The organism is Bradyrhizobium arachidis (assembly GCF_024758505.1).
Classification (GTDB): domain Bacteria; phylum Pseudomonadota; class Alphaproteobacteria; order Rhizobiales; family Xanthobacteraceae; genus Bradyrhizobium; species Bradyrhizobium manausense_C.
This window is the reverse complement of the sequence record NZ_CP077970.1, coordinates 2,505,717-2,531,928: the sequence shown is the minus strand read 5'-3', so window position 1 is coordinate 2,531,928 and position 26,212 is coordinate 2,505,717. Positions and strand designations below refer to the sequence as shown.

The 26,212-nt window shown below is 64.7% G+C and carries 28 protein-coding genes; 18 read left to right on the top strand and 10 right to left on the bottom strand.

What is annotated here, in order from left to right:
* The first annotated feature begins 54 nt into the window (after positions 1–54).
* Complete coding sequence (locus tag KUF59_RS11205) at positions 55–690, top strand: TetR/AcrR family transcriptional regulator (RefSeq protein ID WP_212457377.1); 636 nt, start codon at positions 55–57, stop codon at positions 688–690.
* A 63-nt stretch (positions 691–753) separates the two neighbouring features.
* Entirely contained in the window at positions 754–1,095 is a 342-nt protein-coding gene (locus KUF59_RS11200) for a DUF6665 family protein (protein WP_212457378.1), read from the top strand.
* Positions 1,096–1,248: 153 nt separating this feature from the next.
* Here the strand turns inward: KUF59_RS11200 and KUF59_RS11195 are convergent, their stop codons facing one another.
* The 3 genes from KUF59_RS11195 to KUF59_RS11185 form a co-directional block, all read right to left on the bottom strand.
* The gene (locus KUF59_RS11195; RefSeq protein WP_212457379.1) at positions 1,249–2,442 is read right to left on the bottom strand and encodes an extensin-like domain-containing protein; all 1,194 of its coding nucleotides are present in this window, start codon (positions 2,440–2,442) and stop codon (positions 1,249–1,251) included.
* Positions 2,443–2,777: 335 nt separating this feature from the next.
* Positions 2,778–3,110, bottom strand: a complete 333-nt coding sequence (locus tag KUF59_RS11190) for a hypothetical protein (protein WP_212457380.1) — start codon at positions 3,108–3,110, stop codon at positions 2,778–2,780.
* 264 nt (positions 3,111–3,374) lie between these two features.
* Positions 3,375–4,232, bottom strand: coding sequence for a DUF2147 domain-containing protein (locus tag KUF59_RS11185; RefSeq protein WP_212457381.1), 858 nt, complete (start codon positions 4,230–4,232; stop codon positions 3,375–3,377).
* 217 nt (positions 4,233–4,449) lie between these two features.
* Between KUF59_RS11185 and KUF59_RS11180 the strand changes: the two genes are divergently transcribed.
* From KUF59_RS11180 to KUF59_RS11165, 4 genes are all read left to right on the top strand, one after another.
* Positions 4,450–5,232 (top strand): DUF2147 domain-containing protein, encoded by a 783-nt coding sequence (locus KUF59_RS11180; protein WP_212457382.1) that lies wholly within the window; start codon positions 4,450–4,452, stop codon positions 5,230–5,232.
* A gap of 267 nt (positions 5,233–5,499) precedes the next feature.
* Positions 5,500–5,814 (top strand): hypothetical protein, encoded by a 315-nt coding sequence (locus tag KUF59_RS11175; protein WP_249140182.1) that lies wholly within the window; start codon positions 5,500–5,502, stop codon positions 5,812–5,814.
* 164 nt (positions 5,815–5,978) lie between these two features.
* Entirely contained in the window at positions 5,979–7,442 is a 1,464-nt protein-coding gene (locus KUF59_RS11170; protein ID WP_212457451.1) for a FecR family protein, read from the top strand.
* A 316-nt stretch (positions 7,443–7,758) separates the two neighbouring features.
* Positions 7,759–8,190, top strand: coding sequence for a DUF3551 domain-containing protein (locus KUF59_RS11165; protein ID WP_212457383.1), 432 nt, complete (start codon positions 7,759–7,761; stop codon positions 8,188–8,190).
* Positions 8,191–8,228: 38 nt separating this feature from the next.
* Here KUF59_RS11165 and KUF59_RS11160 read toward each other — a convergent pair whose 3' ends face one another.
* Both KUF59_RS11160 and asd read right to left on the bottom strand, forming a co-directional pair.
* Positions 8,229–8,798 carry an NUDIX hydrolase gene (locus KUF59_RS11160; protein ID WP_212457384.1) on the bottom strand — a complete coding sequence of 190 codons (570 nt, stop codon included), beginning with the start codon at positions 8,796–8,798 and terminating at the stop codon, positions 8,229–8,231.
* Positions 8,799–8,861: 63 nt separating this feature from the next.
* Complete coding sequence (gene asd, locus KUF59_RS11155; RefSeq protein WP_212457385.1) at positions 8,862–9,725, bottom strand: archaetidylserine decarboxylase; 864 nt, start codon at positions 9,723–9,725, stop codon at positions 8,862–8,864.
* 35 nt (positions 9,726–9,760) lie between these two features.
* Here asd and KUF59_RS11150 point away from each other — a divergent pair, with 35 nt between their 5' ends.
* Positions 9,761–11,425, top strand: a complete 1,665-nt coding sequence (locus KUF59_RS11150; RefSeq protein ID WP_258769451.1) for an aminotransferase class III-fold pyridoxal phosphate-dependent enzyme — start codon at positions 9,761–9,763, stop codon at positions 11,423–11,425.
* Positions 11,426–11,639: 214 nt separating this feature from the next.
* On the opposite strand, the gene KUF59_RS11145 is transcribed toward KUF59_RS11150, so the two are convergent.
* From KUF59_RS11145 to KUF59_RS11135, 3 genes are all read right to left on the bottom strand, one after another.
* Positions 11,640–12,299, bottom strand: a complete 660-nt coding sequence (locus KUF59_RS11145) for a hypothetical protein (protein ID WP_258769450.1) — start codon at positions 12,297–12,299, stop codon at positions 11,640–11,642.
* Positions 12,300–12,421: 122 nt separating this feature from the next.
* The gene (locus KUF59_RS11140; protein ID WP_212457388.1) at positions 12,422–13,111 is read right to left on the bottom strand and encodes a class I SAM-dependent methyltransferase; all 690 of its coding nucleotides are present in this window, start codon (positions 13,109–13,111) and stop codon (positions 12,422–12,424) included.
* A gap of 35 nt (positions 13,112–13,146) precedes the next feature.
* Positions 13,147–14,199 carry a glycosyltransferase family 4 protein gene (locus tag KUF59_RS11135; RefSeq protein ID WP_258769449.1) on the bottom strand — a complete coding sequence of 351 codons (1,053 nt, stop codon included), beginning with the start codon at positions 14,197–14,199 and terminating at the stop codon, positions 13,147–13,149.
* A 271-nt stretch (positions 14,200–14,470) separates the two neighbouring features.
* On the opposite strand from KUF59_RS11135, the gene KUF59_RS11130 reads away from it, so the two are divergent.
* From KUF59_RS11130 to KUF59_RS11080, 11 genes are all read left to right on the top strand, one after another.
* Complete coding sequence (locus KUF59_RS11130; protein ID WP_258769448.1) at positions 14,471–15,199, top strand: L,D-transpeptidase; 729 nt, start codon at positions 14,471–14,473, stop codon at positions 15,197–15,199.
* A 94-nt stretch (positions 15,200–15,293) separates the two neighbouring features.
* Positions 15,294–15,644, top strand: a complete 351-nt coding sequence (locus tag KUF59_RS11125) for a hypothetical protein (protein ID WP_258769447.1) — start codon at positions 15,294–15,296, stop codon at positions 15,642–15,644.
* A 154-nt stretch (positions 15,645–15,798) separates the two neighbouring features.
* Positions 15,799–16,191: a c-type cytochrome gene (locus tag KUF59_RS11120; RefSeq protein WP_212457392.1), complete on the top strand. Its 393-nt coding sequence runs from the start codon at positions 15,799–15,801 to the stop codon at positions 16,189–16,191.
* A 90-nt stretch (positions 16,192–16,281) separates the two neighbouring features.
* Positions 16,282–17,010, top strand: a complete 729-nt coding sequence (locus KUF59_RS11115) for a dienelactone hydrolase family protein (protein ID WP_258769446.1) — start codon at positions 16,282–16,284, stop codon at positions 17,008–17,010.
* An 18-nt stretch (positions 17,011–17,028) separates the two neighbouring features.
* Positions 17,029–17,550: a GNAT family N-acetyltransferase gene (locus KUF59_RS11110; RefSeq protein ID WP_258769445.1), complete on the top strand. Its 522-nt coding sequence runs from the start codon at positions 17,029–17,031 to the stop codon at positions 17,548–17,550.
* On the top strand, positions 17,547–18,395 hold the full coding sequence (locus tag KUF59_RS11105; protein WP_258769444.1) for an SMP-30/gluconolactonase/LRE family protein: 849 nt from the start codon (positions 17,547–17,549) through the stop codon (positions 18,393–18,395). Before KUF59_RS11110 ends, KUF59_RS11105 begins: the two co-directional genes overlap by 4 nt.
* A 107-nt stretch (positions 18,396–18,502) precedes the next feature.
* Positions 18,503–20,071, top strand: a complete 1,569-nt coding sequence (locus KUF59_RS11100; RefSeq protein WP_212457396.1) for a DUF4403 family protein — start codon at positions 18,503–18,505, stop codon at positions 20,069–20,071.
* 228 nt (positions 20,072–20,299) lie between these two features.
* Positions 20,300–21,436 (top strand): ABC transporter ATP-binding protein, encoded by a 1,137-nt coding sequence (locus tag KUF59_RS11095; protein WP_258769442.1) that lies wholly within the window; start codon positions 20,300–20,302, stop codon positions 21,434–21,436.
* A gap of 70 nt (positions 21,437–21,506) precedes the next feature.
* Entirely contained in the window at positions 21,507–22,556 is a 1,050-nt protein-coding gene (locus KUF59_RS11090; protein WP_212457398.1) for an ABC transporter substrate-binding protein, read from the top strand.
* A 46-nt stretch (positions 22,557–22,602) separates the two neighbouring features.
* Positions 22,603–23,865 carry an ABC transporter permease gene (locus KUF59_RS11085; RefSeq protein WP_258769441.1) on the top strand — a complete coding sequence of 421 codons (1,263 nt, stop codon included), beginning with the start codon at positions 22,603–22,605 and terminating at the stop codon, positions 23,863–23,865.
* Positions 23,862–24,692, top strand: coding sequence for an ABC transporter permease (locus KUF59_RS11080; protein ID WP_258769440.1), 831 nt, complete (start codon positions 23,862–23,864; stop codon positions 24,690–24,692). The genes KUF59_RS11085 and KUF59_RS11080 overlap by 4 nt, the downstream gene beginning before the upstream one ends.
* 68 nt (positions 24,693–24,760) lie before the next feature.
* Here the strand turns inward: KUF59_RS11080 and KUF59_RS11075 are convergent, their stop codons facing one another.
* On the bottom strand, positions 24,761–25,291 hold the full coding sequence (locus KUF59_RS11075; protein ID WP_258769439.1) for a PRC-barrel domain-containing protein: 531 nt from the start codon (positions 25,289–25,291) through the stop codon (positions 24,761–24,763).
* Between the two features lie 259 nt (positions 25,292–25,550).
* Complete coding sequence (locus KUF59_RS11070) at positions 25,551–26,120, bottom strand: hypothetical protein (protein WP_258769438.1); 570 nt, start codon at positions 26,118–26,120, stop codon at positions 25,551–25,553.
* Positions 26,121–26,212 lie beyond the last annotated feature (92 nt).

Sequence of the window (26,212 nt, the reverse complement as noted above, 5' to 3'; positions counted from 1 at the left end):
CTGATTCCTTTCTTTGGGTTTCCACGCCTGAAAACCTCTCGAAAACCTAAACCAATGGTTGCAGCCGATCGTCACACCCTCCACGTCGTCTCGGAAGAGGACAGCTCGAAGCGCCGCCAGATCATGGACGGCGCCCGCAAGGTGTTCATGGACCTCGGCTTCGACGGCGCCAGCATGGGTGAGATCGCGCGCGCGGCGGCCGTGTCCAAGGGCACGCTCTACGTCTACTTCGCCGACAAATGCGCCCTGTTCGAAGCCATCGTCGAGGAGGAGTCGCTGCAGCACGGCCAGGTCGTCTTCAATTTCGATCCGGCGCGCGACGTCGAGACCACGCTGAAGGAGTTTGGCCGGGCCTATGTCCATCTGATCTGCCGGCCCGGCGGAGGATCCGCGATCCGGACGGTGATGGCGATTGCCGAGCGGATGCCCGAGGTCGGCCGGCGCTACTACGAGCGCGTGCTGGACAAGAGCATTGGCCGCCTCGCGGATTACCTCAGCGCGCATGTCGCCCCCGGCGATCTCACCATCGACGACTGCCGGCTTGCCGCCGCCCAGTTCATGGAGGTGTGCAAGGCGACGCTGTTCCTGCCCTTCGTCTTCCAGGCCGAGCCGGCACCGTCGGAAGAGCGCATCGCAAACGTGGTCGACAGCGCGACGCGGATGTTTTTGGCGACCTATCGCGCAAAATAGCGGCAGCGCCGGAACAGGCTCCACGCGTTGCGAAGGCGCACCGAGTGACACTATATTCACGCCATGTCCCGCGACCTTCGCCCGCCCGTCGACATCCTCCACTATGAGATCGTCCAGGAACAGGCCGCTGCGCTTGGACGGATGGGCAGCGCGCTCGAGCAGGCGCTTGCGCGTCTGCGCGAGTTCGATGCCGCTCATGCAGCTTCGGAGACGCCGGCATCGGCGCAGCCGGCCCGGCGCGAGCTGGTGCTGGAAGCCGGGCACGCGCTCTGGATGTTCGTGGTTCAGCGCGAGGCGACCGGCCTGCGCGACAGCCGTCACATCATGCGCACCTACAACGTCCCAGGCGAGGTGCAACTCTGCATGGGGCTCGCCCCCTCGCCGTCGAAGCGAGCCACGACGTGATGTGTTGAGTTCGGGTCACAGTGTCGTCCTGGCGAAAGCCAGGACCCAGTACCCCAAATGCAGATTATTGAAGCAAGCTGAAGCAAGAGCGACGCATCATCGCAGAGAGTGGTGGTAATGGGTCCTGGCTTTCGCCAGGACGACATTAGTGCCTCAATCGTCCGCGAACTCGTCTTCCTCGTTCACCCGGTCACGCTTGTGGTGCGTGTCCTTGCGGCCGAGCGAGCCGGTCACGTAGGGCGCGCGCGAAGCGTAAGGATTGCGCGAGTTTGCCCGCGCGGCGACCTCTTCGCCGGAGACGGCGGCCGGCTGGCAGATCAGGCGGCGGCTGGCGCGGCGCATCAGGTCAACGTGGATGTGATCGTAGTGATAGACGTTGGATCCCGGCGCGAGCACGGTGGTGAAATGCGCGCAGGCCCCGGCCTGGATGTCGCGCAAAAACCCCTGCTCTTCCGGCATGCCGCGCCAGCCGTCCTTGACGGTGACACGACGGCCGTCGGCGAGCGTGAAAGCAGCGATGTCGAGCGCGTTGCCGAAGGCGTGCTCGGAGATGTGGGCGTGCGGATTGCCGTTCATGCCGCGGCAGGAATAGGCAGAAATCTGCTTGATCTCGACCACGCGCTGGCCAAGCCAGCGCATCGCCGACGGTTGCACGGTGTCGGCCAGCCAGCGGTCGAGTTCCGAGACGATCGGACAGGCCAGCGTCGCCGTCGGCTTCATCGCGACGGGCCCGACCGCACTGACGGGTGAGCCCTGCGCGGGACCGAGGCGCGGCAAGGGCTGCTGCTCGGGACGTTGCGAATAGGAGGGCGGCGACGAAGCGGCCGGACGCGTCGGATAGCTCGGCGCATTCATGTAGCGCGCGGCGCCCGCAGCGTCCGTACCGTCAGCCGGCAGGTCGATCTCGTCCTCCTGCGGGGGGACGCCGGGCGCGCTGAGCGAGATCGGGCCCGACGAGTTACCGTAACCGGACGGCTGGCGCACCGCGGCTTCGGGATAGTTCGACGTGCGCGGATAGGCGGATTGCGGCTGCGCCGTCGGCCAGCGTGGCTGATTGCCGATCGCGCCCGGCGGACGCAGGGTCTCGTCGGCAAAGCCGAACGTGCCACTGGCTTCGCCGAGCGCTGCAACCTTGAAGGGATAGTCCGCGCCGCACATGCCGGGGCCGGAGATCGGCTCGATGCGGACGATGTCGGCGCTCTCTTTCACCGCGCCCGATTTCAGGCAAGCGGCTTCCGCCTCGCCCCGCCACGGCTCGCGCTCGGCCTGGAAGAGGCCGCGCCCACAACCCGCTAGCGATACAAGGACGATGGAGCCGACGAGATACAAACGAACTCCGCGCGTCATGCACGCACGTTCGGCGAATTTATTTAAGGACTCTTCAACGCGTTGATTTCACGCTTCTTTAACCACGTTTGCTGCACCGCAATGGAACCCGCGACAGCAACGCTGGCTTTTTGGGACAGAGACTCTCTGTTAACCATCGGAATTGCGCGAAAGCCGCGCAACAGAGGGAGCTTTGCATGACGTTCGGCAGCAGACTGAGCGTTGTTACCGCCTACCTCGCAATGGCCTTTGTCGGAGCAATCGTGCTCGGCGTGATCTAGCCAGATTGTTATTGCCGTATCGACAGTTCGCTCGGCCGCGCCGCTCGTTCCGCAGCCGGGCGTTTCGCTTTGTGATCAGAAATTGGAGCACGACGATCCGGTGATGCCGCCGATCTTGAAGTCGTGGCACACGAGGCCGGGATTGTCGGGATCGGGATAGCCATCGTCCTTTTCATGAACGGTGCGGCTGAAGCGCCAGCCGTGTGCCCGCATGCAGCGCTTGTAGGCACTCGATGTCGCGCTGCCGTTCTGCGGCTTGCCGAGCTGCGCGTCGCAGACCGCACTGTCCATGTGCAGCGCGTCGTCGCCGCGCGGCTGCTTCAGCATGTTGGTCCAGATGTCGGTGTCGGCATGCGCCGCGACGGTGCCGCAGATCAGCAGCGCGGCGATCAGGCTGAGACGTTTCATCAATCGCTCTCCTCTTGCATGCGCCCACGATGATCGGTCGCACGCAAGGAAGGGAGCGGTTCGATGAATGGCGATTACAAATTGGACAGAGATTTCTTACCCTCCCCTGGAGGGGGAGGGTCGCTACGCATGAAGCGCAGCGGAATGCGTGGCGGGGTTGGGGTGACAGTCTCTCCAAATTGCACACTGCCCGAGCTGAGAGATCACCCCACCCCGCTCGCGCTGCGCGCGAGCGACCCTCCCCCTCCAGGGGAGGGTAAGAGGCTACGACCGCGCGCCGCTCCCCTGCCGTTGTGTCGTCAGCAGCTTGCCTCGCGGCTCCTCGATCCGCGTCCAGTCGTTGCCGGAGCAGAAGAAGCGGCCGAGGGCGCAGGCTTCGACGTGGAGCCTATTCTGGCTCTTCAGCGTCATCGTCGCATAATAGGTGTTGCCGGTATCACGGCTGTAGACGCTGCCGCTCCAGACCGACGCCGATTTCGGCTTCATGTTGACGAGCACGCTCTCGCCCTTGTCCGACGCAGCTTCGGTCAGCGCGTAGCCGCAGAGCGCGATACCGCAACGCTCGATGCGGACGGTGCCCTTGCCGCCCTCGGTTTCCCATTGGCCGAGCGGCGCGTCGACGGGATCATCCTCGGTCCGTTGCAGGACCGGCGTGATATCCGGTTTGGCTGATGGCGGAGGCTCGAGGGATGACGTCTTCGGCAGCTCGATTTTCGGCGGCTCGAGCTTTGGCAAGGGCGGCAACACGACATCTTGCGCAGCGGTGGACGCCAGCACCGGCGCGGCCGGCGGCGGAGGCGGTGGCGCTGCGGCAATGATCGGCGCGAGAGGTTTGACCGGAGCGGGTGCAGGCGCGCAGGCCGGAGCGGGTGCGGCGACTGGCGCGGGCGGGCTCGCTGGCGCGGCGACCGGCGCCGTCACCGCATCATCGCTCGAGTCGCGCTTGCGCTCGAACGCGCCGGACGACGAGACCGAGACGCAGGAGCTCGACCTGCAGTTTCGCGGCGCCTCGATATGGATGTGCCGGCCACCGATCACAAAGGAGTAGGAGCCGGCTTCGGCGGACGAGCTGATCGCCATCGGGACGATGAACAATCCGAGGAGCATTCCAAGTCGTTTCATCGGAGCCTCCCAGAGGATGGCTCAAACGTTACGAGAACGTCATGCAGGCTGAATGTGACTTTGCTCACCCTTGGCTCACCCTGCATTCAGGGATGCGAGTCGAGCGTCGTGACGTCAATCACAGAAGGCGCGCGCCGCACGGCGTAGGGTCGAACCACGCTGAGGGTTCCACAGACTTCAGGCCATATCGAATTCACGAGCATCTTGGGAGGCTGTCATGAAGAAGCTCTGTCTCGCCGCCACCGCTCTTTTCCTTGCCTCGACCGCCGTCGCGCATGCCGGCAGCGCGATCTCCTTCGAAATCGAAGGACAGAAGATCCACATCCAGGCGCCGAAGAATTGCGCCTCGCTGGACTGCGTCACCATCGTGGCGCCGGGCCTGTCGAACAAGCCGATCACGCTGAAGAACATCGACCTCAACGGTTTTGGCTCCAAGGATAACGACGACGTTGCGTCGAGCACCACGACAACGACGCCCGCTCCCGCGCCGGCCGCTCCGCAACCCGCGCCGCAGACTCAGGTTCAGGCGCCGGCTCCCGTCGCGCCGACCGTGACGGCGCCGGCCACGCCCTCCACCACGGTTGCCGCCGCGACACCCAGCGTCGGCTTCGACACGTCGACGACGACTGCGCCCGTCGCTGCTCCGGCCCCCGTTGCTGCGCCCGCCGTGACCGCTCCCGCTCCGGCTCAGGTTGCCGCCGCGCCTGCGCCGGCCCCGACCACGCCAATCGGCATCTGGGCGACCGAAGAGAACAAGGGCAACGTCCGCGTCGAGCAGTGCGGTACCAATCTGTGCGGCTACGCCGAGAAGACCAACGCGAAGATCTTGATCAACATGCGTCCTGACGGTGCCAAGTGGACCGGCCGCATTCACGACCCCGACTCCGGCCGCAACTACGACTCGACGATCGCGATGAAGGGCCCGAACGCGCTGCGCGTGCAGGGCTGCGCCTTCGGCGGCATGTTCTGCGGCGGCCAGACCTGGAAGCGCGTGAGCTGATGCCGAAGGCATCATCCCGGGGGGATGCGAAGCATCGAACCCCATTGCGCAAGTGCGCAATGTGGGATCTCGCAACACAATCTCGAGATTCCGGGTCGCGCTTCGCGCGCCCGGAATGACAAACAAACAGTTAACGAAACAAATCCCGCGTGCGACGAAACCATTTTGGGTTCGCACGACAAATTCCGGAAACGACCCTGCCCTAGTTGTCCCGCCCGACGACGCGCCACTCCGGCGCTCACGACATTCCTTGAGGGGACAACGGAAATGACTTTCATCGCATCGACGATCCGCAACTGCACCATGCTCGCAGCCGCAACCTTCGTGCTGGGTACGCTCTCAACGGCGTCTTACGCCTATACGCAGGAGCAGGAGCAGATGTGCACCGGTGATGCGATGCGCCTGTGCAGCACCGAGATCCCGGACGTCGACCGCGTCACCGCCTGCATGATCCGCAACCGCGCGCAGCTCAGCGACGGCTGCAAGGCGGTCTTCCGGCCCGAGCCCGCGGCGACGCCCGCCAACTATTCGCCGGCGAAGACCTCGAAGCCGATGAACATCAATCCGCACAAGCGCGGCTGATCCAAGATTTTGGTTTGATGATGACGCCACGCTCCGAAAATCGGGGCGTGGCGTTTGCTCGTGATGGGTGCTTGTGACACAAGTGTTCATCCGCCATTCAGCCAGCCCCGGCTGAAATCCGACGACCTCGCCTGTTTCCGACCGGGACTCCCCTCGTGGCATTGATGCTGGCCTGGCGCCGCTGCGCCTCTGCGCTTCTCTTGTTGGCGCTTCCATTGCTGACTGCTCTCATGGCCGGCGCAAGCGATGCCCGTGCGTCCGACCGAATCGAGTTCGCACAAGCCCAACCGCAGGCGCAGCCGACGCCTGAGGCAACACCGGCCGCGCCGCAAGCGCCGGCTCCAGCAACGCCGGCGGCCGAGCCTGTCGAGGAGCCGATCGGCAACGTCGCGGCGGTCACGGGGATCGCGACCGTGATCCGCAACAAGAACTCGATCTCGCTGAAAGTCCGCGACGACATCTATCTCAACGACACCGTGCAGACCGCGTCGAGCTCGTCGCTCAGCATCACCTTCAACGATTCCACCACGTTCAACCTCTCGGCGTCCGCAAAGATCACCATCGACAACTACGTCTATGAGGACGGCGGCAAGCAGAACGCGGCGATCTTCGACGTCGGCAAGGGCACGGTCGCCTTCGTTGCCGCGGCGGTGGCCAAGACCGGCGACATGACGATCACGACGCCGACCGCGACGCTCGGCATCCGCGGCACCACCGGCGTCGTCGAGGTGCCGGAAGGCACGAGCGCCGGCGCTGCGGCGGCCAACAACGTCAACATCAAGCTCTATCCCGACGCCGACGGACGGGTTGGACGCATCGAGGTCAACGACCGCACCAGCGGCGGCCGGCTCGGATTCCTGACGCAGGCCTCCAGCGGTTTTGCGATCCGCCCCGGCACCGGAGGGATGCGCTTTGCCGCCGTGCCCATCACCATCCCGCCGCAGCAGATCGCGCGCGACCAGGGTTTTGTCCGCCAGGTGCATTTGGCCCAGACCACGGGACGGCAGATCGTCACCGAGCAGCGCGATTTCCGCCGCGCCAATCCGGGCGTGCTGAACCCGAATCGCCCGCAGCGGCAGGGTCAGCCGGGTCAGCCGCCGCAGCAGCAACAGCGCCCGAACGCCGTGCCGGGACAGCCGCAACAGCCGCAGCGTCCGAACGGCCAGCCGGGGCAGAACCGTCCGGGTCAGCAGACGCCGCCGGTTACGCCTAACCGCCAAGGCGCTCAGCCCCCGCAGCGGCAGGGCGGCGCCGTGCAGCCGGGCACGCCGCGCGCGGGACAGGGACAAACTCCGGGAGCGCCGCGCGCGGGACAAGGTCAGCAGCAAGGCGGACGTCAGGGGCAACCGCAAGGCACCGGTCAGCCGGCGGGCGGACCGCCGCGCACCGGGCAGACGCCGCCGCAACAAGGCGGCACCACGCCGGCGCAGCCGAGCGTGACGCCTCCGCCGCAAACACCGCGCACGGGATTGCAGCCCGGACAACCCGGCGCACCGGCAGCCCTCCCGCCGCAACAGGGCGGCATGCAGCGCCAGCCCGGATTGCAGCCGCGACTGCCGGCTGCGCAACGGCCGGCAACTGCGCCAAGAAAGCCGGCGCCCGCGCCGAAGGAGAAGGAGCGGCGTTAGCGATCAACGAGATCCGCAGCGGCGGTGCGCTCCCTCTCCCCGTTCTTACGGGGCCGCGACGAGCTACGCTCGCGCTGAGAGGGTTGGGGTGAGGGGCCGCTTCCGCAAAATCGGTGACAGACCGGCTCGCGGAGACTCCCCCTCACCCGAAATTCGCGCTCGCGCGAATTTCGACCTCTCCCCGCACGCGGGGCGAGGTGAAGGACCTCACGCCTCTCCGCGCACGCGCATGAACCTATTCCGTGAACATTGACTTGGATCAATACTGCCCACGGGCTGAGTGCAGCGGTGTTGTGCCGAGTTGGAGGACGTTCCAATGCGCACATTGGCCATGACGATTTTGACAATGGGTATCGTCTTAACAGCCGGGGACGCCCTGGCTCAGAGATATGATCCGGCTTTTCCCGTTTGCTTGTACGTCGTCTCTTTCGGAGCCAGCCCCTACTATAGATGCAGCTACACGACGATGGACCAATGCAGGGCGTCGGCCAACGGTCAGATGTGCGTCCTCAACCCGTATTACGCTGGTGCGACGGCGCCGGCGAGACGGGACAATCGGCGTTATTCTCGCCAAGTCGGATCTAGATCGCCCGCGCACGCTGAGATCCGATCGTACGCGTCACCTAAGCCGCCGATCCACTATCGGGCCGCACCGTACAATCAATACGAACCGTATTATGGAGCTTCCCAAGGTTACGCGCCCGGCGAAAAACAACAATTTCTCCAAAGTGTGAGACAAAGCCTCTAGACGCACCCGGTGCAGAACGACGCTCGTCTCACTGAGGCTCACGCCTCCCCGCGCAGCCAGGATTTGACCTTCTGCAACAGGCCGTGCCGCAATTCCTCGACGGAGGCGGCTTCGGCGGGCGTCAGCGTCTGCATGGCGGCGTCGACGTCGTCGGCCGCGAGCGGCGGCGTTGCCTCGGTCTCGATCGCGGGCGCGATGCCGGAAGCCGCGAGCGCGATCGGGCCGACATTGCTGAGGAACGCACGCTCATACTCGCGCGAGAGACGCTTCACCGCCTCCTCCAACGTCAGCCAATCCACCGCCTTGACGTCGTTCATCAGCTTGCGGATCGGCGCGCCATTGGCCTCCATGCGCCAGAAATGCACGATCTTGGAGCGGCCGCCGGACTGATAGGCCAGCGTGCCCACAAACTCGTGCACGGCGACGTCATGGCCGGTCTCTTCCAGCACCTCGCGATGCGCGGCTTCCTTCGGCGTCTCGCCGTCGTCGAGCTTGCCCTTGGGCAAGACCCATTCATTGCGCTTGCGCTGACGCACGACCGCGATCAGCGGCGCAGCACCACGCCGCAACACAATCCCACCCGCCGCCAGAACCGGCGCCCGCGCCATCGCTTGATGTCCTGCAATATCGTCCCCGCGACGATATAGGCAGCCCAAGCGGCGGAATGAAGGCTACCTTCGGCGAAGCAGCGGCTGACCGGCGCGGATGCGCATGCCCTCCGCGATGCCGTCGCAGAAGGCGAAATCGCCGGGCGCGAGGATGATGATGGTCGAGCCGTGCTCGAACCAGCCGAGCTCCTCGCCCTTCTTCACATTGACGTCGCAGGGAAAATTGACCGGGCCCCGGGTCTGCGAGTTCAGCACCATGTCAAGGAAATGCAGCCGGATGCTGGCAACCAGGATCGCCGCGACCGGCACCAGCGTCACGGCCTCGCCGGAGCTGAGATGCGTGCGGATCACCGCGCGCTCGTTCTTGCAGAACAGACGCTCGACCCGCTTCAGCGCGATCGGGTTGACGTTCCAGACATCGCCGTGGATCAGCGTCACGCGCGCGACATGCGCGTCATAGGGCGCGTGAAAGCGGTGATACATGCTCGACGTCAGCCGTACCGTGAGGAAGGTGCCGTCACGATGCTGCTCGACCAATGCGGGATCGCCGACGAGGTCCAGCAGCGAGTACGGCGCGCCCTTGACCTGAAACAGCTCGGTGTCGGCGATCTTGCCGTGAGCGCCGACGATACCGTCCGAGGGGCTGGCGACGATCCCTGGGTCCATGTCGAAGGGACGCAGGCCCGGCTTGAGCTCGCGGGTGAAGCAATCGTGCAGGCTTTTGAATTCAGTCTTGCGCGCCTCCGACAAATCCAGGTCGGAGAACAATTTCCACAGCGCGATCGAGGCATCCCGCACGAATGGATTCTCGATCTTGGAAAACCAGCCCATGAAGCGGGTCAGGCCCGCGCGCGGGATGCGGTTGGTGAGCAGGAAATTGAGGTCTTCCTGCTGGGTGAAAGAGGCGATGAGGGCTTTGACTGTCATGAATCTGTCAGCTCGCAGGGTTAGCGCTTGTTGTCATGGAAACGACACTCCCGATTCTCTCATTGTCCGTGGCCGCCGCAGCGTCCGCCGCCGCCGCCTTCCCGAAGCTGAAAGCGCGGATCGAACTCTCCCGCGCCAAGCACCGCTCGCTCGCCGGGCATTCCAAGATGTCGCGCCGGGTGGCAAAACTGCTCCCGTTCTACGAATTCGAGGGCGACCAATACTTCGCCTGCGACGGCGCGCCGGCGAACATCGCCGCGCAGCGCCAGGACGGCTTCTTCCGGCTCAAAGGCCTCTACGCGGAGCGCTACCCGAAGGGCCGCGAGATGACCAGGGAGGCGGCGGAAAAGATCTCCGACCTGCACTTCACCGAGAGCTACCGCGTGCCGTTCCAGTTCTCGCGCCTGGTGCGCGAAAATCTGGGCACCTCGACCTTCGTGCAGTCGTCCGACGGCGTCACCGTGACCGACGTCGACGGCAACGTCTCCTACGACCTCACCGGCTCCTACGGCGTCAACATCTTTGGCAACGACTTCTACAAGGAATGCATCGAGGGAGCCGAGAAGCGCGCGCATGCGCTGGGGCCGGTACTTGGTCCCTATCATCCGGTCATTCTCGAAAACGTTGCGCGGCTCTGCCAGATCTCGGGCCTCGACGAAGTCTCCTTCCACATGTCCGGCACCGAGGCCGTGATGCAGGCGGTGCGGCTCGCGCGCTATCATACGAAGCGCACGCATCTCGTCCGCTTCGCCGGCGCCTATCATGGCTGGTGGGGCGACGTGCAGCCCGGCGTCGGCAATCCCATCGCCGCGCACGAGACCTATACGCTCGCCGAAATGTCCGAGAAGACGCTGCACGTCCTGAAGACGCGCCGCGACATCGCCTGCGTGCTGGTCAATCCGCTGCAGGCGCTGCATCCGAACGCCAACGCGCCCGGCGATTCCTCGCTGGTGGACTCGTCGCGCGGCGGCAAGTTCGACCGTCAGGCCTACACCGACTGGCTGAAGCAGTTGCGTGACGTCTGCACCGAGCGCGGCATCGTGCTGATCTTCGACGAAGTCTTTGTCGGCTTCCGCCTCGCCGCCGGCGGCGCGCAGGAATATTTCGGCGTTCGTGCCGACATGGTGACCTACGGCAAGAGTCTTGCCGGCGGCCTTCCGGTAGGCGTCGTCTGCGGCAGGAAGGAGCTGATGCGCCGCTTCCGCGACGACCGTCCCGCCGACATCTGCTTTGCCCGCGGCACCTTCAACTCGCACCCCTATGTCATGACGGCGATGGACGAGTTCTTGAGCCGGCTGGCCAGCCCGAATTTTCGCGCAGTCTATGACGGGCTGGATGCGACCTGGAACGGCCGCGCGCAAAAGCTCAACCAGATGATGACCGACGCCGACCTGCCGGTTCGGTTCGCCAACCTCTCTTCGATCTGGACCGTGAAATACACCACCCCGTCCCGCTACAACTGGATGCTGCAATATTATCTGCGCGCCGAAGGCTTGTCGCTGAGCTGGGTCGGCACCGGACGGCTGATCTTCAGCTTGAACTACAGCGATGCCGACTTCGCCGAAGTCAGCGAGCGCTTCGTCCGCGCCGCCGAGAAGATGAAGGCCGATGGCTTCTGGTGGCACGACGGCGCGCTCACCAACAAGCAGATCAAGCGGCAGATTTTGTGGGAGATGTTCGCCAAGCGCTTCGGGCGCTGAAGCGTTTCCTTCCACCGTCATTCCGGGGCGATGCGAAGCATCGAACCCGGAATCTCGAGATTCCACAATTCGCAATTGCGAATTGGGGTTCGGCTCTTCGAGCCGCCCCGGAATGACGGTGCACATAGCGGCGCCCAAGACGTGGATGCCCGGGACAAGCCCGGGCATGACGTAACCATGGAACATCGGAGTACTTTGATCGTGCAGCACGCGCTCAGGCGTGCTGCTCTTCGAGCGCGTGCTCGGGGATGATGCCGAGGGTGTGCTCTTGCATCAGATGCAGGCCGGGGTCCATCAGCTCGCCGCGGAGCAGCGCGAGCGGGGCCTTGCGATAGAGCATCAGGTCGTGGAAGGGATCAGTGAGGATCTTGGTCATCCAGACGAGCCCGGTCTCGACGTCGCGGATGAAGAACAGGTGCACCGTGCGGAACAGGAGACCGCCGCCGCCGACCACGAGCCAGATTTTTGCAACCTGACGCATGAAGTCGGTGGCACCAGCCCAGGGCGTGAACAGGCCGAACAGCGTGGGATCGGCGAACAGCACCAGCGGCGACAGCGCCCAGATCGCCATCAGCACCACCTTGCGCTGCAGGTTGTAGCCGACCTTGATCTCTTCCTTGTGCTCATGGGTCGCCTGGTTGACGTGGTCATAGCCCTTCGGCTCGAAGAAGAAATGACCGGCCTGGCGCGAGGTCATCGACACCAGCCAACCGACCAGCGCGGACACCACCGGGTCGATGAACAGCCAGACATAGGCGAACAGGAAGCTGGCTGCGCTGATGAAGTGCAGGCTCTGATTGATGCGGCTGTGGTGATAGTAGCGATGGTCGTCCCAGCGCTGGATCCGCAACTGCTCAAGGTAATTCTTGATCATTCTCTCCCCCAAATCAGGTTCGGGTACGGGACTACAGGGATTCGATGTAGCTGGTGTGACATCATCATCATGTCATATGACTGATTGCAGCGACGCGCTGACGCACACGCAGCCAACGCGGCTCACGCGGCCTTGGCGACGTCCACTTTGCGGAAGCGAACCAGCGAGAAATGGCCGAGCGGCGGAATCAGGCGGCGCTCGGCGAGCTCCATGCCATTGGCGCCGGCGAGCCATTTTGCATAGCGCGACCATGCGAACTCGGCGGTACGGAAGCCGAGCGGGCGCACCACAGGCTGCAGCCGCTGTTCGATGAAGCGGCGCATGCCGGCATCGGCACTGACGCGGGTCAGGATGATCAGCTCGCCGCCGGGCCGCAGCACGCGGGCGAACTCGTCCAGCGCGATCTCGGGGTTCGGCACCGCGGTGACGACATATTGCGCCATCACGACATCGAACGAGTTTTCTGGGAATTCGAGCTTTTCGGCGTCCATCACCGCAAGCCCCTCGACGTTCTTCAGCTTGAGCTCGCTGACGCGGCGGCGCGCCTTGTCGAGCATTGCTTCCGAGATGTCGGTGCCGAAGACGCGGACATTGCCCGCGTACATCGGCAGCGAGATGCCGGTGCCGACACCGACCTCGAGCACGCGGCCGCCGATCTTGTTGGTGGCCGCAATCGCCGCCTGGCGTCCCTTGGCGAACACGCCGCCGAACACGAGGTCGTAGACGGGCGCCCAGCGGTCATAGGCCTGCTCGACCGTGCCGCGGTCGAGGTCGAGTTGCTGGGTGCCGTCAAGGTTCAAGGTCTTGGCCATCGCTGAGGTTCTCGCTGTGGTTCGGTTAAGTGGTTTCAGCCGCGCGCCGGCTGCCGTGCCAGCACGGGTGCCGGGCGCAGCACACGGCTGGGCTGCAGTGAGGTGAGATTGCCGACGAACTGGCGCGCGCTGTTCTCCCAGGAGCGCGCCAGCGCAAAATTGCGGCAGGTCTCGCGCGACATGGTGAGCGCGCGCAGGCACGCGGCGCGCAGGTCATTGTCGATCGCGCCGATCGGATGGTCGGCGATGACGTCCTTGGGACCCGTGACCGGAAATGCCGCAACCGGCGTGCCGCAGGCCAGCGCCTCGAGCTGCACCACGCCAAAGGTGTCGGTGAGGCTCGGAAACACGAAGACGTCGGCAGCCGCGAGATGCGCGGTCAGGTCCGCGCCCTTCTTCTCGCCGAGGAACGCGGCGTCGGGATATTTTTTCTCGAGCTGCGCCTTCTGCGGCCCGTCACCGACGACGACTTTGGTGCCGGGCAGGTCGAGCGAGAGAAACGCGTCGAGATTCTTCTCCACCGCCACGCGCCCCATCGTCATGAAGATCGGCCGCGGCAGATCGAGCTGCGCTGGATCGTCGGGGTGAAACAACGTCGTGTCGACGCCGCGGGTCCAGAAGCCGAGCCGCTTGAAGCCGCGGCCGGATAGCTCCTGCCGCAGCGACGGCGTTGCGACCATGGTCATCGCGGCGGCATCGTGGAAGTGCCGCAGCACGGCGTAGCCGACGCTATCGGGAATGCCCGTACGGACCGACACATACTCTGGAAAGCGCGTCGTATAGGAGGTGGTGAAGGCGAGCTTGTGCCGGCGGCAATAGCCGCGCGCGGCCCAGCCGATCGGGCCTTCGGTCGCGATGTGCAGGGCCTCGGGCGCGGCCTTCTCGATCCGCCGCGCGATCTCGCCGCGGTTCGGCAGCGCGAACCGCAGGCCCGGATAGGTCGGCAAGGGCAGCGACGGAAAGCCGTCGGGCGTCAGGAAGTCGATCTCGACGTCGAGCGCCTTGGCGGCCTTGGCGAGCGAGGTCAGCGTCCGGACGACACCGTTGACCTGCGGATGCCAGGCGTCGGTTGCGATTAATACCCGCATGGGAAAATCCCGAGAGTTTGATGATTCTCGGTTTTGGACGTTCAACCATGGATATTTCAGGCGTGTGACGTCACATAAGTGTCGGCACAGCTTTTTCGTTGGCCCGGCGGCCGGCCAGCCATGAAACCGTCATGAAACAATCCTTGCCGCGACGAAACCTTTTTCGCCGGCTCTCGCAAACGTCCCGAAACTTTTTGTCGTTAGGGATTTAGGCAACGGAACACCGCGCGGGCCGCGGTGATCAAAAATCCGATCCATACAGGGGCGATCAATGTTCAATCTGGACACGTTCAAGACGTTTTCGCGCGCCTTTGCCTTCGGCGCAGTGGCGGTTTCCGCGATCGCATTCGCAGGTCAAGCCAAGGCCGCGCCCGTGCAGCTCTTCCCGCTCTTCGCGCCGCCGCCCGGCTACGCCGCGCCGCAGCCGCAGTTTCAGCCCTTCCAACCCCTGCAGCCCTATCAGCCGGCTTACCAGCAGCCCTATCAGGTTGCGCCGTCGGAGGATCAGGACTCGGTCGAGATGCCGGCACGCTTCCGCCGCCAGACCGTGAGCTACGCCACGCGCGAAGCGCCGGGCACCATCGTCATCGATACGCCCAACACCTATCTCTATTACGTGCTCGGCAACGGCCAGGCGATCCGCTACGGCATCGGCGTCGGCCGCGACGGCTTCACCTGGTCCGGCGTCCAGTCGGTGACCAAGAAGGCCGAGTGGCCGGATTGGACCCCGCCGCCGGAGATGATCGCCCGCCAGCCCTATCTGCCGCGTCACATGAGCGGCGGCCCCGGCAACCCGTTAGGGGCCCGCGCCATGTATCTCGGCGGCACCATCTACCGCATCCACGGCACCAACGCCCCCGACACGATCGGCAAGCGCGTCTCCTCCGGCTGCATCCGCCTGACCAATGAGGACGTCACCGACCTCTACTCGCGCGTCAACGTCGGCACCAAGGTCGTGGTGCTGCCGATGACCGATCGCCGCGCCGATCTCGCGCGCTGACCTCACGCGCAGGCCTGCAAAGACAGACATCGTCATACGAACGGCCCCGGACATTCGCCGGGGCCGTTTGCTTTTTTGAATTCGGGAGAAGCTGATGCGACGGGCTCTAATTTCTGCGCTTGCGATCGTCCTTGCGACGACCGCAGCCACTCGAGATGCATTCGCCGAGAAGAAGATCCAGAAGGTGCTAAAGGCCGATATCGCGGGCTGCGACAAGGCTCCACCCAATATCAGATCGGATTTCCTTGCCCACGTGAAGCGATCCTGCGAAGGCAAGACGCAGTGCAGCGTCGGTCCAACCCAGCTTTATGCGTCCGCAGACCTGTCGACATGGCAGTGCAAGAAAGGCTTCTCCGTCCGGATTAGTTGCGGCGGGTCCGACATTCAGGAATATCCAACTGATGTCATGACCCAGAAGATCGACGTCTTCTGTGACGCGCCCTAGCGACAAGCCCGGCCGGACGCGAGGGGCCGCCGCGCTGATTGCGAGGGGCATTGTGTCGCGTACGGTTCCGGAACCTGCCGGGGCCGCTTTCGTTTGCAGCGTGCGTGGGCGACCTTGCGCCTGACGGTGCGAGCGCGACGCGAGGGAGACGCACATGCGACGGCTTTTGACAGCAGGCACGAGTGGACTTGCGCTGATCCTCGCCGCGTCCGCGGGACTGGCCCAGCAAGCGACCTCCGATGGCGCTCCGCAGCAAGCCTTCAACAATTCTTGCCGGACGTGTCATACCGTGAAAGAGGGTGACAACCGCCTTGGCCCCAATCTGCACAAGATCATCGGCAGGAAAGCCGGCTCGCTGTCCGACTACGCCTACTCTTCCGCCATGAAGGACGCGGGCTTCGCCTGGGACCAGGACAAGCTCACCCAATTCATCACCAATCCGGATCAGGTCGTCTCCGGCAACAGGATGAAGCCGTACACCGGCCTCTCGGCCGATGAAGCCGGCAAGGTCATCGCGTATCTGCAATCCGCGAGCGGGCAGCCCTGAGCGCCATTGCGGGAGCAAGGGCCAGGGCGACAATCGAAGGTTGCTTCGAGACACACCCTATGGTCTGCTCGTCCGGCGAAGGACGACAGAATGAACAAGACGATCCTTAGATATCGCGACAGCGTCACCGCGCTCCAGGGCATCCTCGTCAGTACTGACGCCGCCTCCGGCAAGCGGCCCGGCGTAATCCTGTTTCCGGATGCACGCGGCATCGGCACCCATTCCATCGCCTGCGCAGAGCGGTTGGCAGCGCTTGGCCTCGTCGTGCTCGTGGCCGATCTCTACGGCGAAGGCAGGACGGCGCCCGACGTGCCGCAGGCTCGCGAGCTGATGAACGGCTTACGCGCCGACACCGCGCGTTGGCGCGAAAGAGCAGAAGCCGCCCGCAAGGCGCTGGCGCAACACGACGCGGTCGATCCTTCGAGGCTCGCCGCGATCGGCTATTGTTTCGGCGGAACGACGGCGCTGGAGCTGGCGCGAACCGGTGCAGCATTGGCTGCGGTCGTGGCCTTTCACGGCGGGCTCACGAGCGAACGGCCTGAAGATGCCGCGAACATCAAGGCAAAGGTGCTGGTCTGTCACGGCGCCGCGGACTCGCTGGTCACGATGGCGCAACTCGCCGCCTTCGAGCAGCAGATGGGCAGGACCGGCGTGGACTGGCAAGTCCATGTCTATGGCGGCGCGGCGCACGGCTTCACCAATCCCGAGCTCATCGGCGCGGGGCTCCCGGACCTCGCCTATCACGAGGCCGCCGACCGCCGCTCATGGGCCGCCATGCTCGGCCTGCTCGAAGACGTCTTTGCGGTCACGCTGCGTTGACGTGAAAAGCAATCGGACATGCCGCAAGCTCCCGACAGCACAACCATCCGGCTCCTCACGCAGGCCGACGCCCCACTCTACCGGGAGATCCGGCTGGAAGCGCTCGCAGCGAATCCGGAAGCCTTCGGAAGCACGCTCGAACGCGAGCGCGACATGCCTGTCACCTGGTTCGAGGAGCGGCTTGCGACCTCCGAGGTGTTCGGCGCCTTCATCGGGCAACGCCTCGTAGGCGTCGCTGGCTTTCGCCGGCAGGACGGGACGAAGATCGCGCACAAGGCCGTGCTGTGGGGCATGTACGTGCAGCCCACGGCGAGAGGTGCCGGCGTCGGTAAATCGCTGGTCGAGGCCGTCGTGGCGCATGCCGCCCCGCGCGTCGAACAGCTTCAACTGACCGTCGTCAGCGAGAACGCCAGCGCGTTGCGTCTCTACGAAAGCGCGGGCTTCGTCGCCTATGGCCGCGAGGTGCAAGGCCTCAAGCAGAACGGCCGCTACTTCGATGAGATATTGATGACGATGTTTCTCGCCGGGAAGCGCTCATGAGCCGAACCCAACTGAAGACCGTTCTCGACGGCGGCAAATATTTCGAGGCGCCGCGCTGGCATGCGGGCCGGCTGTGGTTCGTCGACTGCATGGCGCGCACGCTGCTCAGCATCGGCCCGGCGGGCGACCGCCAGGAGCACGCGACCTTCGACGACACGCCCTGCGGCACCGGAATCCTGCCTGACGGCCGGCTGATCGTGCTGACCATGTTCCGCAAGCAGTTGCTCGCCTTCGCCGACGGGCAGCTTTCGCTTTATGCCGACCTCTCCGACATCGCGACCGGCACGATCGACGACATGATCGTCGACGGGCTCGGCCGCGCCTATGTCGGCGATCTCGGCTTCAACTTGCCGCCTCCGCCAGGCCGCGGCGCTGACGGCCGCATCATTCTGGTGACGCCTGACGGAGCGAAGCGCGTCGTTGCCGAGGGCTTGCGCTTTCCCAACGGCATTGCGGTGTCCGCCGATCACAAGCGGCTCGTCGTCGCCGAGATGGACGGCGAATGCCTCGCCGATTATGACGTCGCCGACGACGGCAGCCTGCACTTTTGCCGCAAGCTCGCCTGCGGCAAGGAGCCCGACGGCATCTGCCTCGACCGCGACGGCGCGGTCTGGGTCGCATCCTACGGCGAAGACGCCTTCATCCGGATCGATCGCGACGGACAGGAGCGGCAGCGGATCCACGTCCCCGGCCGCCGCGGCATCGCCTGCGCGTTCGGCGGCGCTGACAGGAAGACGCTGTACTGCATCAGCGCGGCCACCTCTCCGGAAGAGCTGCGGCAGCGCAAATCATCCGCGCGCCTCGATGGCGCCGAAGTCGAGACGCCGGGATCGGGGTATCCATAAGTCCCCGAGACGTGAACGAACCCGCCCCAATTCCACCCCATCCATGCGCTCTAGCGCCGCCCTCGCCCGCCCTGTAAAATCGCGAGCTGGGGCCGGCCGGGGGATTGATGCGTCTGACGTTGAACTTGAAGACTGTGCCGATCGCGGCCGCCGTGATCGCGGTGTCGTTTTTCATCAGCCTGAAGGCGATGGATTGGCTGTCGCCGCGCGGCACGGGGCCTGCGCCGGCCGTGGCGCAATTGCCGCCGCTGCCGCCGGCCGCGCGCAGTTCGGTCGTGATCGCTCCTGTGGCGATTACGCTGTCGGCGATCCGGGAAGCCGCGGAGAAGAGCGCGGCGCGCAACTTTGCCGGCAAGGCCGATAACCCGATCTCGCAAATCCTCCAGAACGCCGATATCGGCTGGACCGCCTCGCGCGGGCCGATTGCCGCCAGCGGCGACAAGGACGTGCTGACGCTGTCGACGCCATTGACCGGCAAGCTGAACGTGACGGGGTCGCTGTCGTCGAAGGCCACCGGCGCGCTCAGCGATGCGCTCGGCGGCGTTCTCGGCAATAACGCCGCCAAGCAGATCGGCGCCGTCAACATCAAGAACCTGAACGCCAGCGCCGAGATCAAGGGCAATGTCGTCATCACCTCGCGGCCGAAGCTCGCGGCCAACTGGCATCTCGAGCCCAATCTCGGCGCGCAGGTCAATCTCGGCGACACCAACGTCAACGTCGCCGGCGCCAAGGTGAACGTGCCGGCGCAGGTCAAGCCGCTGATCGACAAGACGGTCGGCGAACAGCTCAATGCGGTTGGCGAGCGCATTCGCAACGACCCGAGCCTGCGTGACAATGCCAAGGCACAATGGGCAAAAGCCTGCCGCTCGATCCCGTTGCAGGGCTCGGGCACCTCCGCCGCGCTGCCGCCGCTCTGGCTGGAGTTGAAGCCGGTGCGGGCGATTGCGGCGCAGCCGCGCGTCGATGCGGCCGCCGTCACGCTGCTGCTCGGCATCGAAGCGGAGACCCGCGTCACCTCGACGCCGACCAAGCCCGACTGCCCATTCCCCGAAAAAATCTCGATCGGGCCGCCGAGCGGAACCGGCGTCAGCATCGGCGTTCCCATCGACGTGCCCTTCACCGAGATCAACAAGCTCGTCGCCGCGCAGATGGTCGGCCACACCTATCCCGAGGACGGCTCCGGCCCGGTGGACGTCACCGTCAAGAGCGTCAACATCGTCCCCTCAGGCGAGCGTCTCCTGATCTCGCTGCTGGTGCGCGCCAAGGAGAGGAAGAGCTTTTTGGGGCTCGGCGCCGAAGCAACCGTGCACATCTGGGGCCGGCCGATGCTCGACCAGGCGCAGCAGACGCTGCGGCTTGCCGACATCCAGCTCGCGGTGGAGTCAGAGGCCGCATTCGGGCTCCTGGGCGCTGCGGCGCGCGCAGTGGTGCCCCAGATGCAGCAGGCGCTGGTGCAAAAGGCGACGCTCGACCTGAAGCCGATCGCGGCCAATGCGCGCGAGAAGATCGCGGCCGCGATCGCCGACTACCAGAAAAACGAGGACGGCCTGCGCGTCGAGGCCAACATCAGCAGCCTGACGCTCGCTGACATCGCCTTCGACTCCAAAACCCTGCGCATTATCGCCGAAGCCGGCGGCACGCTGAATGTCCATGTAACGAAGCTGTCGGGGATGTGAGTTGTGAGTTCTCTCCCTCTCCCGCTTTGGGGAGAGCTGACGAAGCAGCATATTGCATGGCCCGACACGAGAAGAGAGCGCCGCAACGAACACATGGTGGCTTCCGCCGCTGGCATTCTCGTCGGAGGGTGCTAAGCTGTTCGGCGTACCCTTGGCGAAGACGCTGCACAGGAGCGGCGGCAAAGAAGTTTCGACCGTGTCAGATGTTCATCGTTGGTGTTTAGGCTGATGTTGGTCCCGGGTCGGAGCTCATCGACGGGGCGCGAGGACGGCATAGGCGCGCCGGCGCTGGTGCGCTTTGCCGGCATCCAGAAGACCTATGATGGCGAGCACCTCGTGGTGAAGAACCTCGATCTCGACATCCGGAAGGGCGAGTTCATCACCCTGCTGGGACCGTCGGGCTCGGGCAAGACGACCACGCTGATGATGCTGGCCGGCTTCGAGGTGCCAACCCATGGCGAGATCTACCTCGCTGACAGGCCGATCAAGAACATGCCGCCGCACAAGCGCGACATCGGCATGGTGTTCCAGAATTATGCCCTGTTTCCGCACCTGACGATCGAGGAGAACGTCGCCTTCCCGCTCTCCGTTCGCAAGGTCAACAAGGCGGAAGCGCAGGAGCGCGTCAAAGCGGCGCTGCGCATGATCAAGATGGAGACCCTGGCGCAGCGGCGGCCCGGGCAACTGTCCGGCGGCCAGCAGCAGCGCGTGGCGCTGGCCCGCGCGCTGGTCTTCAACCCGCAGCTTGTGCTGATGGACGAGCCCTTGGGTGCGCTCGACAAGCGCCTGCGGGAGCAGATGCAACTGGAGATCAAGCAACTGCACGAGACGATGGGCATCACCGTCGTCTACGTCACCCACGACCAGAGCGAAGCGCTCACCATGTCGGACCGCATCGCCGTGTTCAACGACGGCATCGTGCAGCAGATCGACAAGCCCGACGCGCTGTACGAGCATCCCGTGAACAGTTTTGTTGCCAACTTCGTCGGCGAGAACAACGTGCTGGCCGGCACGGTCGAGACGATCGAAAAGGATCATTGCCGCGTCGCGCTTGCCGCGGGCGGCTCCGTCCTGGCGCGTGCGGTCAACATCGGCGGCATCGGCACCGCCACCTCCCTGTCGGTGCGGCCCGAGCGGGTCTCCATCCTGACGGACGGCGCGGCCAGCCACGCTCCGAACCGCCTGCCGGCCACGGTGCAGAACACCATCTATCTCGGCGACCACGCGCTGGCCGTGCTCGATGTCGCTGGGAACGCCGAGTTCATGGTCAAGCTTCAACCGGGTGCGCATGACGGAATGAGACATGGCGAAAGCGTGTTCATCACCTTCCGCCCGGAGGACTGCCTGGCTCTCGATCCGGTCTGATCCAATCTCTTTTTCCAATGCAAGCGGACATCGATCTCAACGCAGCTCACATCAAGAAGGAACGAAGACCATGCTGAAGCGCAAGATTGTTCTGGGTTTCGCCGCAGCGCTCACCGCCAGCGCCGCGCTGGTGACGGTCGCACAGGCACGTGACCTCACCGTCGTATCGTGGGGTGGCGCCTATCAGGACGCCCAGAAGAAGGTCTATTTCGAGCCGTTCAAGAAGGCGGCCGGCGTTGCCATGAACGACGAGTCCTGGGACGGCGGCATCGGCGTGCTGCGCGCCAAGGTGCAGGGTGGCGCCGCCACCTGGGACCTCGTCCAGGTCGAGAGCGACGAACTGGCCGTGGGCTGCGAGGAAGGCCTGTTCGAGAAGCTGGACTATTCCAAGATCGGCGGCGAATCCGCCTACATGCCGCCGTCGGTCAATCCTTGCGGCGTCGGCGCCATCGTGTACGACTTCGTTCTCGGCTACGACAAGGACAAGCTGAAGGACGCCCCCAATGGTTGGGCTGACTTCTTCGACACCAAGAAGATTCCGGGCAAGCGCGCCCTGCGTCAGGGTCCGAAGACCACGCTGGAGATTGCCCTCATGGCCGACGGCGTCGCGCCGAAGGACGTCTACAAGGTGCTGGCGACCGACGAGGGCGTCGAGCGCGCGTTCAAGAAGCTCGACACCATCAAGGGTGACCTCGTCTGGTGGAAGGCCGGCGCCCAGCCGCCGCAATTGCTCGCCTCCGGCGAGGTGGCGATGACCTCGGTCTACAATGGCCGCATCGACACCGCGAACAAGAAGGAGAAGAAGAATTTTGGCATGGTGTGGGACGGCGCGCTCTTCACCCTCGATAGCTGGGTCATCCTGAAGGGTAGCCCCAACAAGGACGCGGCCTACAAGTTCCTCGACTTCGCCGGCAAGGCAGAGAATCAGTCAAAACTGTCGGAGAACATTGCCTACGGCACCTCGAACAAGGATGCCGCCGCCCTGATCCCGGCGGCCGTTCTGAAGGATCTGCCGACCGCGCCCGACAACATCAAGAACGCGGTCGAGATCAACGTTGCCTTCTGGCTCGAGAACATCGACCGCCTGACCGAGCGCTTCAACAAATGGGCCGCGAAATAACGCGCCACGCAAGGCTCGACCCAAAGATCGACCGAAGGCTCGACCAATGACGGATGCGCTTCTGACCGGCGCCGATGCGTCGACCGAGGTGCCGCTCAAGCGCCGATTGAGGCGTGCGGAGCGGACACGCCAGGTCAAGGCATTGGCGCTGGTGCTGCCGCTTCTCGTCTTCCTGCTCTTCACCTTCGCAGGCCCGATCGCCGGCATGCTCTGGCGTGCCGTCGACGACCGGGAGGTTCGTCAGGTCCTGCCGCAAACGGTTGCTGCTCTGGCCGACTGGGACGGCAAGGACCTGCCGGACGAAAAGGCCTTTGCGGCGCTGGCAGGCGACATTTTGGCGGCGCGCACCTCCGGCACCATCGCGATTGCGGCCAAGCGGCTGAACTACGCCCTGAACGGTTTTCGTACGATCCTGACCAGCACCGCACGCAATCTGAAGGCGGTGCCTGAGCCCGGCACGGCCAGGGAGACGCTGGGCAAGATCAACCCGGCCTGGCGCGACCGCGCCACCTGGGCGACGATCAAGGACGCCAGTGGCCCGGTGACCGGCTTCTACCTGCTGGGGGCGCTCGACCTTGTCAGGAACGTGGATGGCGCGGTCGTCGCGGCCCCGGCGGATCAGGCCATCTACCGCAACGTATTCACCCGCACCTTCATCATCAGCCTCAGCGTCACGGTGCTCTGCCTGATTCTCGGCTTCCCGGTCGCCTATCTGCTCGCGACGCTGCCGCCGGGCCGGTCGAACCTGCTCATGATCTTCGTCCTGCTACCGTTCTGGACCTCGCTTCTGGTCCGCACCTGCGCCTGGATCGTGCTGTTGCAGAGCAAGGGCGTGGTCAACGACAGCCTGCACTGGCTCGGCATCATCGATGAGCCGCTGCGCCTGATCTACAACCGTTTTGGCGTCTGCGTGGCGATGACGCACGTGCTCCTGCCGTTCATGATCCTGCCGCTGTACAGCAGCATGAAGGCGATCTCGCCCGCCTATATGCGGGCGGCCGCCTCGCTCGGTGCGCCACCGGTCACCGCCTTCCTGCGGATCTACCTACCGCAGACGCTGCCCGGCATCGGCGCGGGAAGCCTGCTCGTCTTCATCCTGGCGCTCGGCTATTACATCACGCCGGCACTCGTCGGCGGCGCCGCCGATCAGATGATCAGCTACTTCATCGCGCTCTACACCACCGAGACCGCGAACTGGGGCCTTGCCTCGGCGCTGGGGGCGGTGCTGCTGCTCGCCACCGTTCTGCTGGCTCTCGTCTACGGAAAGCTGGTGCAGGGACAGCAGGTCACGGGAGGGATGAAGAATTGAGCGACAATCCCTCCCTCCGCACGCCCAGCCAGCGCATCGCGTGGGCCGCGACCATCATTGTCTCGACGCTGGTGTTCATCTTCCTGATCGCGCCAATCCTGGCGATCATGCCGCTGTCCTTCAGCTCAGGCTCCTATTTGACCTATCCGCTGCCCGGCCTCTCCTTGCGCTGGTACGACGACTTCATCAATTCGCCGCGCTGGATGAATTCGCTGAAGAACAGCATGATCATCGGCGTCGCCTCGACGCTGCTCTCCATGGTGTTCGGCACGCTGGCCGCACTCGGTCTGGCGCAGTGGAAGAGCCGGCTCAAGCCACTGGTGCTGGCCTTCGTGCTGTCGCCGGTCGTCGTACCCGGTGTCATTACCGCGGTCGGCCTGTATTTCTTCTTCGCGCCGATCGGTCTGACCGGCAGCTATCTCGGCCTGATCCTGGCCCACACCGCGCTGGCGACGCCGTTTGTGGTGATCACGGTCGGCGCGACGCTGCAAAGTTTTGACACCAATTTGGCGCGCGCCGCCGCCTCGCTCGGCGCCTCGCCGCTCTACGCGTTCCGCCGCGTGATCCTGCCACTGATCCTACCCGGCCTGGCCTCGGGCGCGCTGTTCGCCTTCGCGACCAGCTTCGATGAGGTCGTGATCGTGCTGTTCATGGCGGGTCCCGAGCAGCGCACGCTGCCGCGCGAGATGTTCAGCGGCATCCGCGAGAACATCAGCCCGACCATCACGGCGGCGGCGGTGATATTGACGACAGTCTCGGTCATCCTGCTCGCCACCATGGAAGGCCTGCGCCGTCGCAATGAACGGCTCAAGGGCGGCAATGCCTGACACCAGAAAGGCACGACAGCGCGCCCGGCGACAAACCGGGGCGCCTCGCTTGGCCGATCCGAGGTCCGTTAGTCGTACTTGAATTCCGGCATCTTCTTCAGATCGTCCTTGGTCGCGTTGAACACGGCGTGGTCCGGATACCACTTCGACGTCGTGGTTGTCGTGGTGGTCTTCTCGTTCATCGTCGTCGGGCGATCAGCCGCAGCGCCCGTGGTCGTGGTCGACGCCGGACGGTTCGCCGGGGTGGTGGCTGCGCCGCTATAGGCGACGGCCTCATTGACGAACTTCAACTTGTCGAAGGGCACGGCAACCAGATGCTCGCCCATGCCGAGGAAACCGCCGACGCCGATCACCGCGATCTTGATGTCACCGCTCTTGTCCATCAAGAGATCGTTGATCGAACCGACGCTCTCGTTGGCGTCATTGTAGATCTTCAGGCCGACCAGCTTCGACGCGCGCCACTCACCCGAGGCCGATGTCGTTGTCGTGGTGGAAGCAGCCGGGGCCTTGTCGGTAGCAGCAGGCGGCGTTTGCGCAAACGCAACAGTCGCGATTAGCGCGGAACCGGCCAGGCCGGCCGCGATCGATTTCATCAACATGATGTCCTCTCCTTGACGAAGACTCGTACGGAGAAAACCGCGATGATCATCCGCAGTTCCTAAGCTGCGGCAATTTCGTTGCGCTGAGTTTTGCATGCGTTGCACTGCGCTCGCAGTTCCGCAGCGAACCACGTTACGCACGAAGCATCGCTACGTGCACAAGCACACAGTTCCCCGCGAGCTTCGCGCTTCCTGGGAGAAGCGCTGACCTCGCGAGGAACGTGCCGACCTGCGTCGCCTTGAAACAGGTCCTGCGTGGTCAGGTCTTGTAGTCGATGAGAAGCGCGGAGATTTGCGAGCTGCTGGACGCGTTCGTCGAATTGCCCGACGAACCGTAGGACGTCGACGACGACAGCGATTGCTGCAACGCCTGGAGGAACTGCTGGAGGATTTCTGCCGTGGTGCTGTCGCTCGAGCTGCTCGCCGAATCCGTGGATGACGTGCTCGACGAACTGTCGTCCGAGGGCGGAGGCCCCGGGGGCGGGCCGCCCGGCCCGCCGGCGCCGCCGGGTCCGTTGGCGAAGGCGGCCTTGAATACGCCCTTGAGCTCCTCGGCCTGGTCGGAGGTCAGCGTGCCATTAGACACCTCGTTGGAGATGAGGTCGTCGATCTTCGACTTCATCTCATCCGGCGAAGGCCGCGTGCCGCTCGACTGGTCGCTGGCACGGCTCTGCTGGAGCGCGGTGTCGATATCGGTGAGCGCGGTGGACAGCGCCGACTGATCCGACGACGAAATCGTGCCGGCCGAGACTTCGGACTGCAATTCCTGCTGCAGGCGCTGCAGCGGCGACTGGTAGGTGCCGGCGGAGGCCGCCGAGATCGTGGTCATGTGGGCTCCGTGGGTTTGCGGGGTTCCTTGAAAGACCACGCCACGGTATGGTTAACGGACTTAACGAGACCTTGCCGACACCCTTTCCAGCT

Bases quoted from the DNA above. Each gene is read 5' to 3' on its own strand.
- KUF59_RS11205 (WP_212457377.1), top strand. From the start codon at position 55: ATGGTTGCAGCCGATCGTCACACCCTCCACGTCGTCTCGGAAGAGGAC.
- KUF59_RS11200 (WP_212457378.1), top strand. From the start codon at position 754: ATGTCCCGCGACCTTCGCCCGCCCGTCGACATCCTCCACTATGAGATC.
- KUF59_RS11195 (WP_212457379.1), bottom strand. From the start codon at position 2,442: ATGACGCGCGGAGTTCGTTTGTATCTCGTCGGCTCCATCGTCCTTGTA.
- KUF59_RS11190 (WP_212457380.1), bottom strand. From the start codon at position 3,110: ATGAAACGTCTCAGCCTGATCGCCGCGCTGCTGATCTGCGGCACCGTC.
- KUF59_RS11185 (WP_212457381.1), bottom strand. From the start codon at position 4,232: ATGAAACGACTTGGAATGCTCCTCGGATTGTTCATCGTCCCGATGGCG.
- KUF59_RS11180 (WP_212457382.1), top strand. From the start codon at position 4,450: ATGAAGAAGCTCTGTCTCGCCGCCACCGCTCTTTTCCTTGCCTCGACC.
- KUF59_RS11175 (WP_249140182.1), top strand. From the start codon at position 5,500: ATGACTTTCATCGCATCGACGATCCGCAACTGCACCATGCTCGCAGCC.
- KUF59_RS11170 (WP_212457451.1), top strand. From the start codon at position 5,979: ATGCTGGCCTGGCGCCGCTGCGCCTCTGCGCTTCTCTTGTTGGCGCTT.
- KUF59_RS11165 (WP_212457383.1), top strand. From the start codon at position 7,759: ATGCGCACATTGGCCATGACGATTTTGACAATGGGTATCGTCTTAACA.
- KUF59_RS11160 (WP_212457384.1), bottom strand. From the start codon at position 8,798: ATGGCGCGGGCGCCGGTTCTGGCGGCGGGTGGGATTGTGTTGCGGCGT.
- asd (WP_212457385.1), bottom strand. From the start codon at position 9,725: ATGACAGTCAAAGCCCTCATCGCCTCTTTCACCCAGCAGGAAGACCTC.
- KUF59_RS11150 (WP_258769451.1), top strand. From the start codon at position 9,761: ATGGAAACGACACTCCCGATTCTCTCATTGTCCGTGGCCGCCGCAGCG.
- KUF59_RS11145 (WP_258769450.1), bottom strand. From the start codon at position 12,299: ATGATCAAGAATTACCTTGAGCAGTTGCGGATCCAGCGCTGGGACGAC.
- KUF59_RS11140 (WP_212457388.1), bottom strand. From the start codon at position 13,111: ATGGCCAAGACCTTGAACCTTGACGGCACCCAGCAACTCGACCTCGAC.
- KUF59_RS11135 (WP_258769449.1), bottom strand. From the start codon at position 14,199: ATGCGGGTATTAATCGCAACCGACGCCTGGCATCCGCAGGTCAACGGT.
- KUF59_RS11130 (WP_258769448.1), top strand. From the start codon at position 14,471: ATGTTCAATCTGGACACGTTCAAGACGTTTTCGCGCGCCTTTGCCTTC.
- KUF59_RS11125 (WP_258769447.1), top strand. From the start codon at position 15,294: ATGCGACGGGCTCTAATTTCTGCGCTTGCGATCGTCCTTGCGACGACC.
- KUF59_RS11120 (WP_212457392.1), top strand. From the start codon at position 15,799: ATGCGACGGCTTTTGACAGCAGGCACGAGTGGACTTGCGCTGATCCTC.
- KUF59_RS11115 (WP_258769446.1), top strand. From the start codon at position 16,282: ATGAACAAGACGATCCTTAGATATCGCGACAGCGTCACCGCGCTCCAG.
- KUF59_RS11110 (WP_258769445.1), top strand. From the start codon at position 17,029: ATGCCGCAAGCTCCCGACAGCACAACCATCCGGCTCCTCACGCAGGCC.
- KUF59_RS11105 (WP_258769444.1), top strand. From the start codon at position 17,547: ATGAGCCGAACCCAACTGAAGACCGTTCTCGACGGCGGCAAATATTTC.
- KUF59_RS11100 (WP_212457396.1), top strand. From the start codon at position 18,503: ATGCGTCTGACGTTGAACTTGAAGACTGTGCCGATCGCGGCCGCCGTG.
- KUF59_RS11095 (WP_258769442.1), top strand. From the start codon at position 20,300: ATGTTGGTCCCGGGTCGGAGCTCATCGACGGGGCGCGAGGACGGCATA.
- KUF59_RS11090 (WP_212457398.1), top strand. From the start codon at position 21,507: ATGCTGAAGCGCAAGATTGTTCTGGGTTTCGCCGCAGCGCTCACCGCC.
- KUF59_RS11085 (WP_258769441.1), top strand. From the start codon at position 22,603: ATGACGGATGCGCTTCTGACCGGCGCCGATGCGTCGACCGAGGTGCCG.
- KUF59_RS11075 (WP_258769439.1), bottom strand. From the start codon at position 25,291: ATGTTGATGAAATCGATCGCGGCCGGCCTGGCCGGTTCCGCGCTAATC.
- KUF59_RS11070 (WP_258769438.1), bottom strand. From the start codon at position 26,120: ATGACCACGATCTCGGCGGCCTCCGCCGGCACCTACCAGTCGCCGCTG.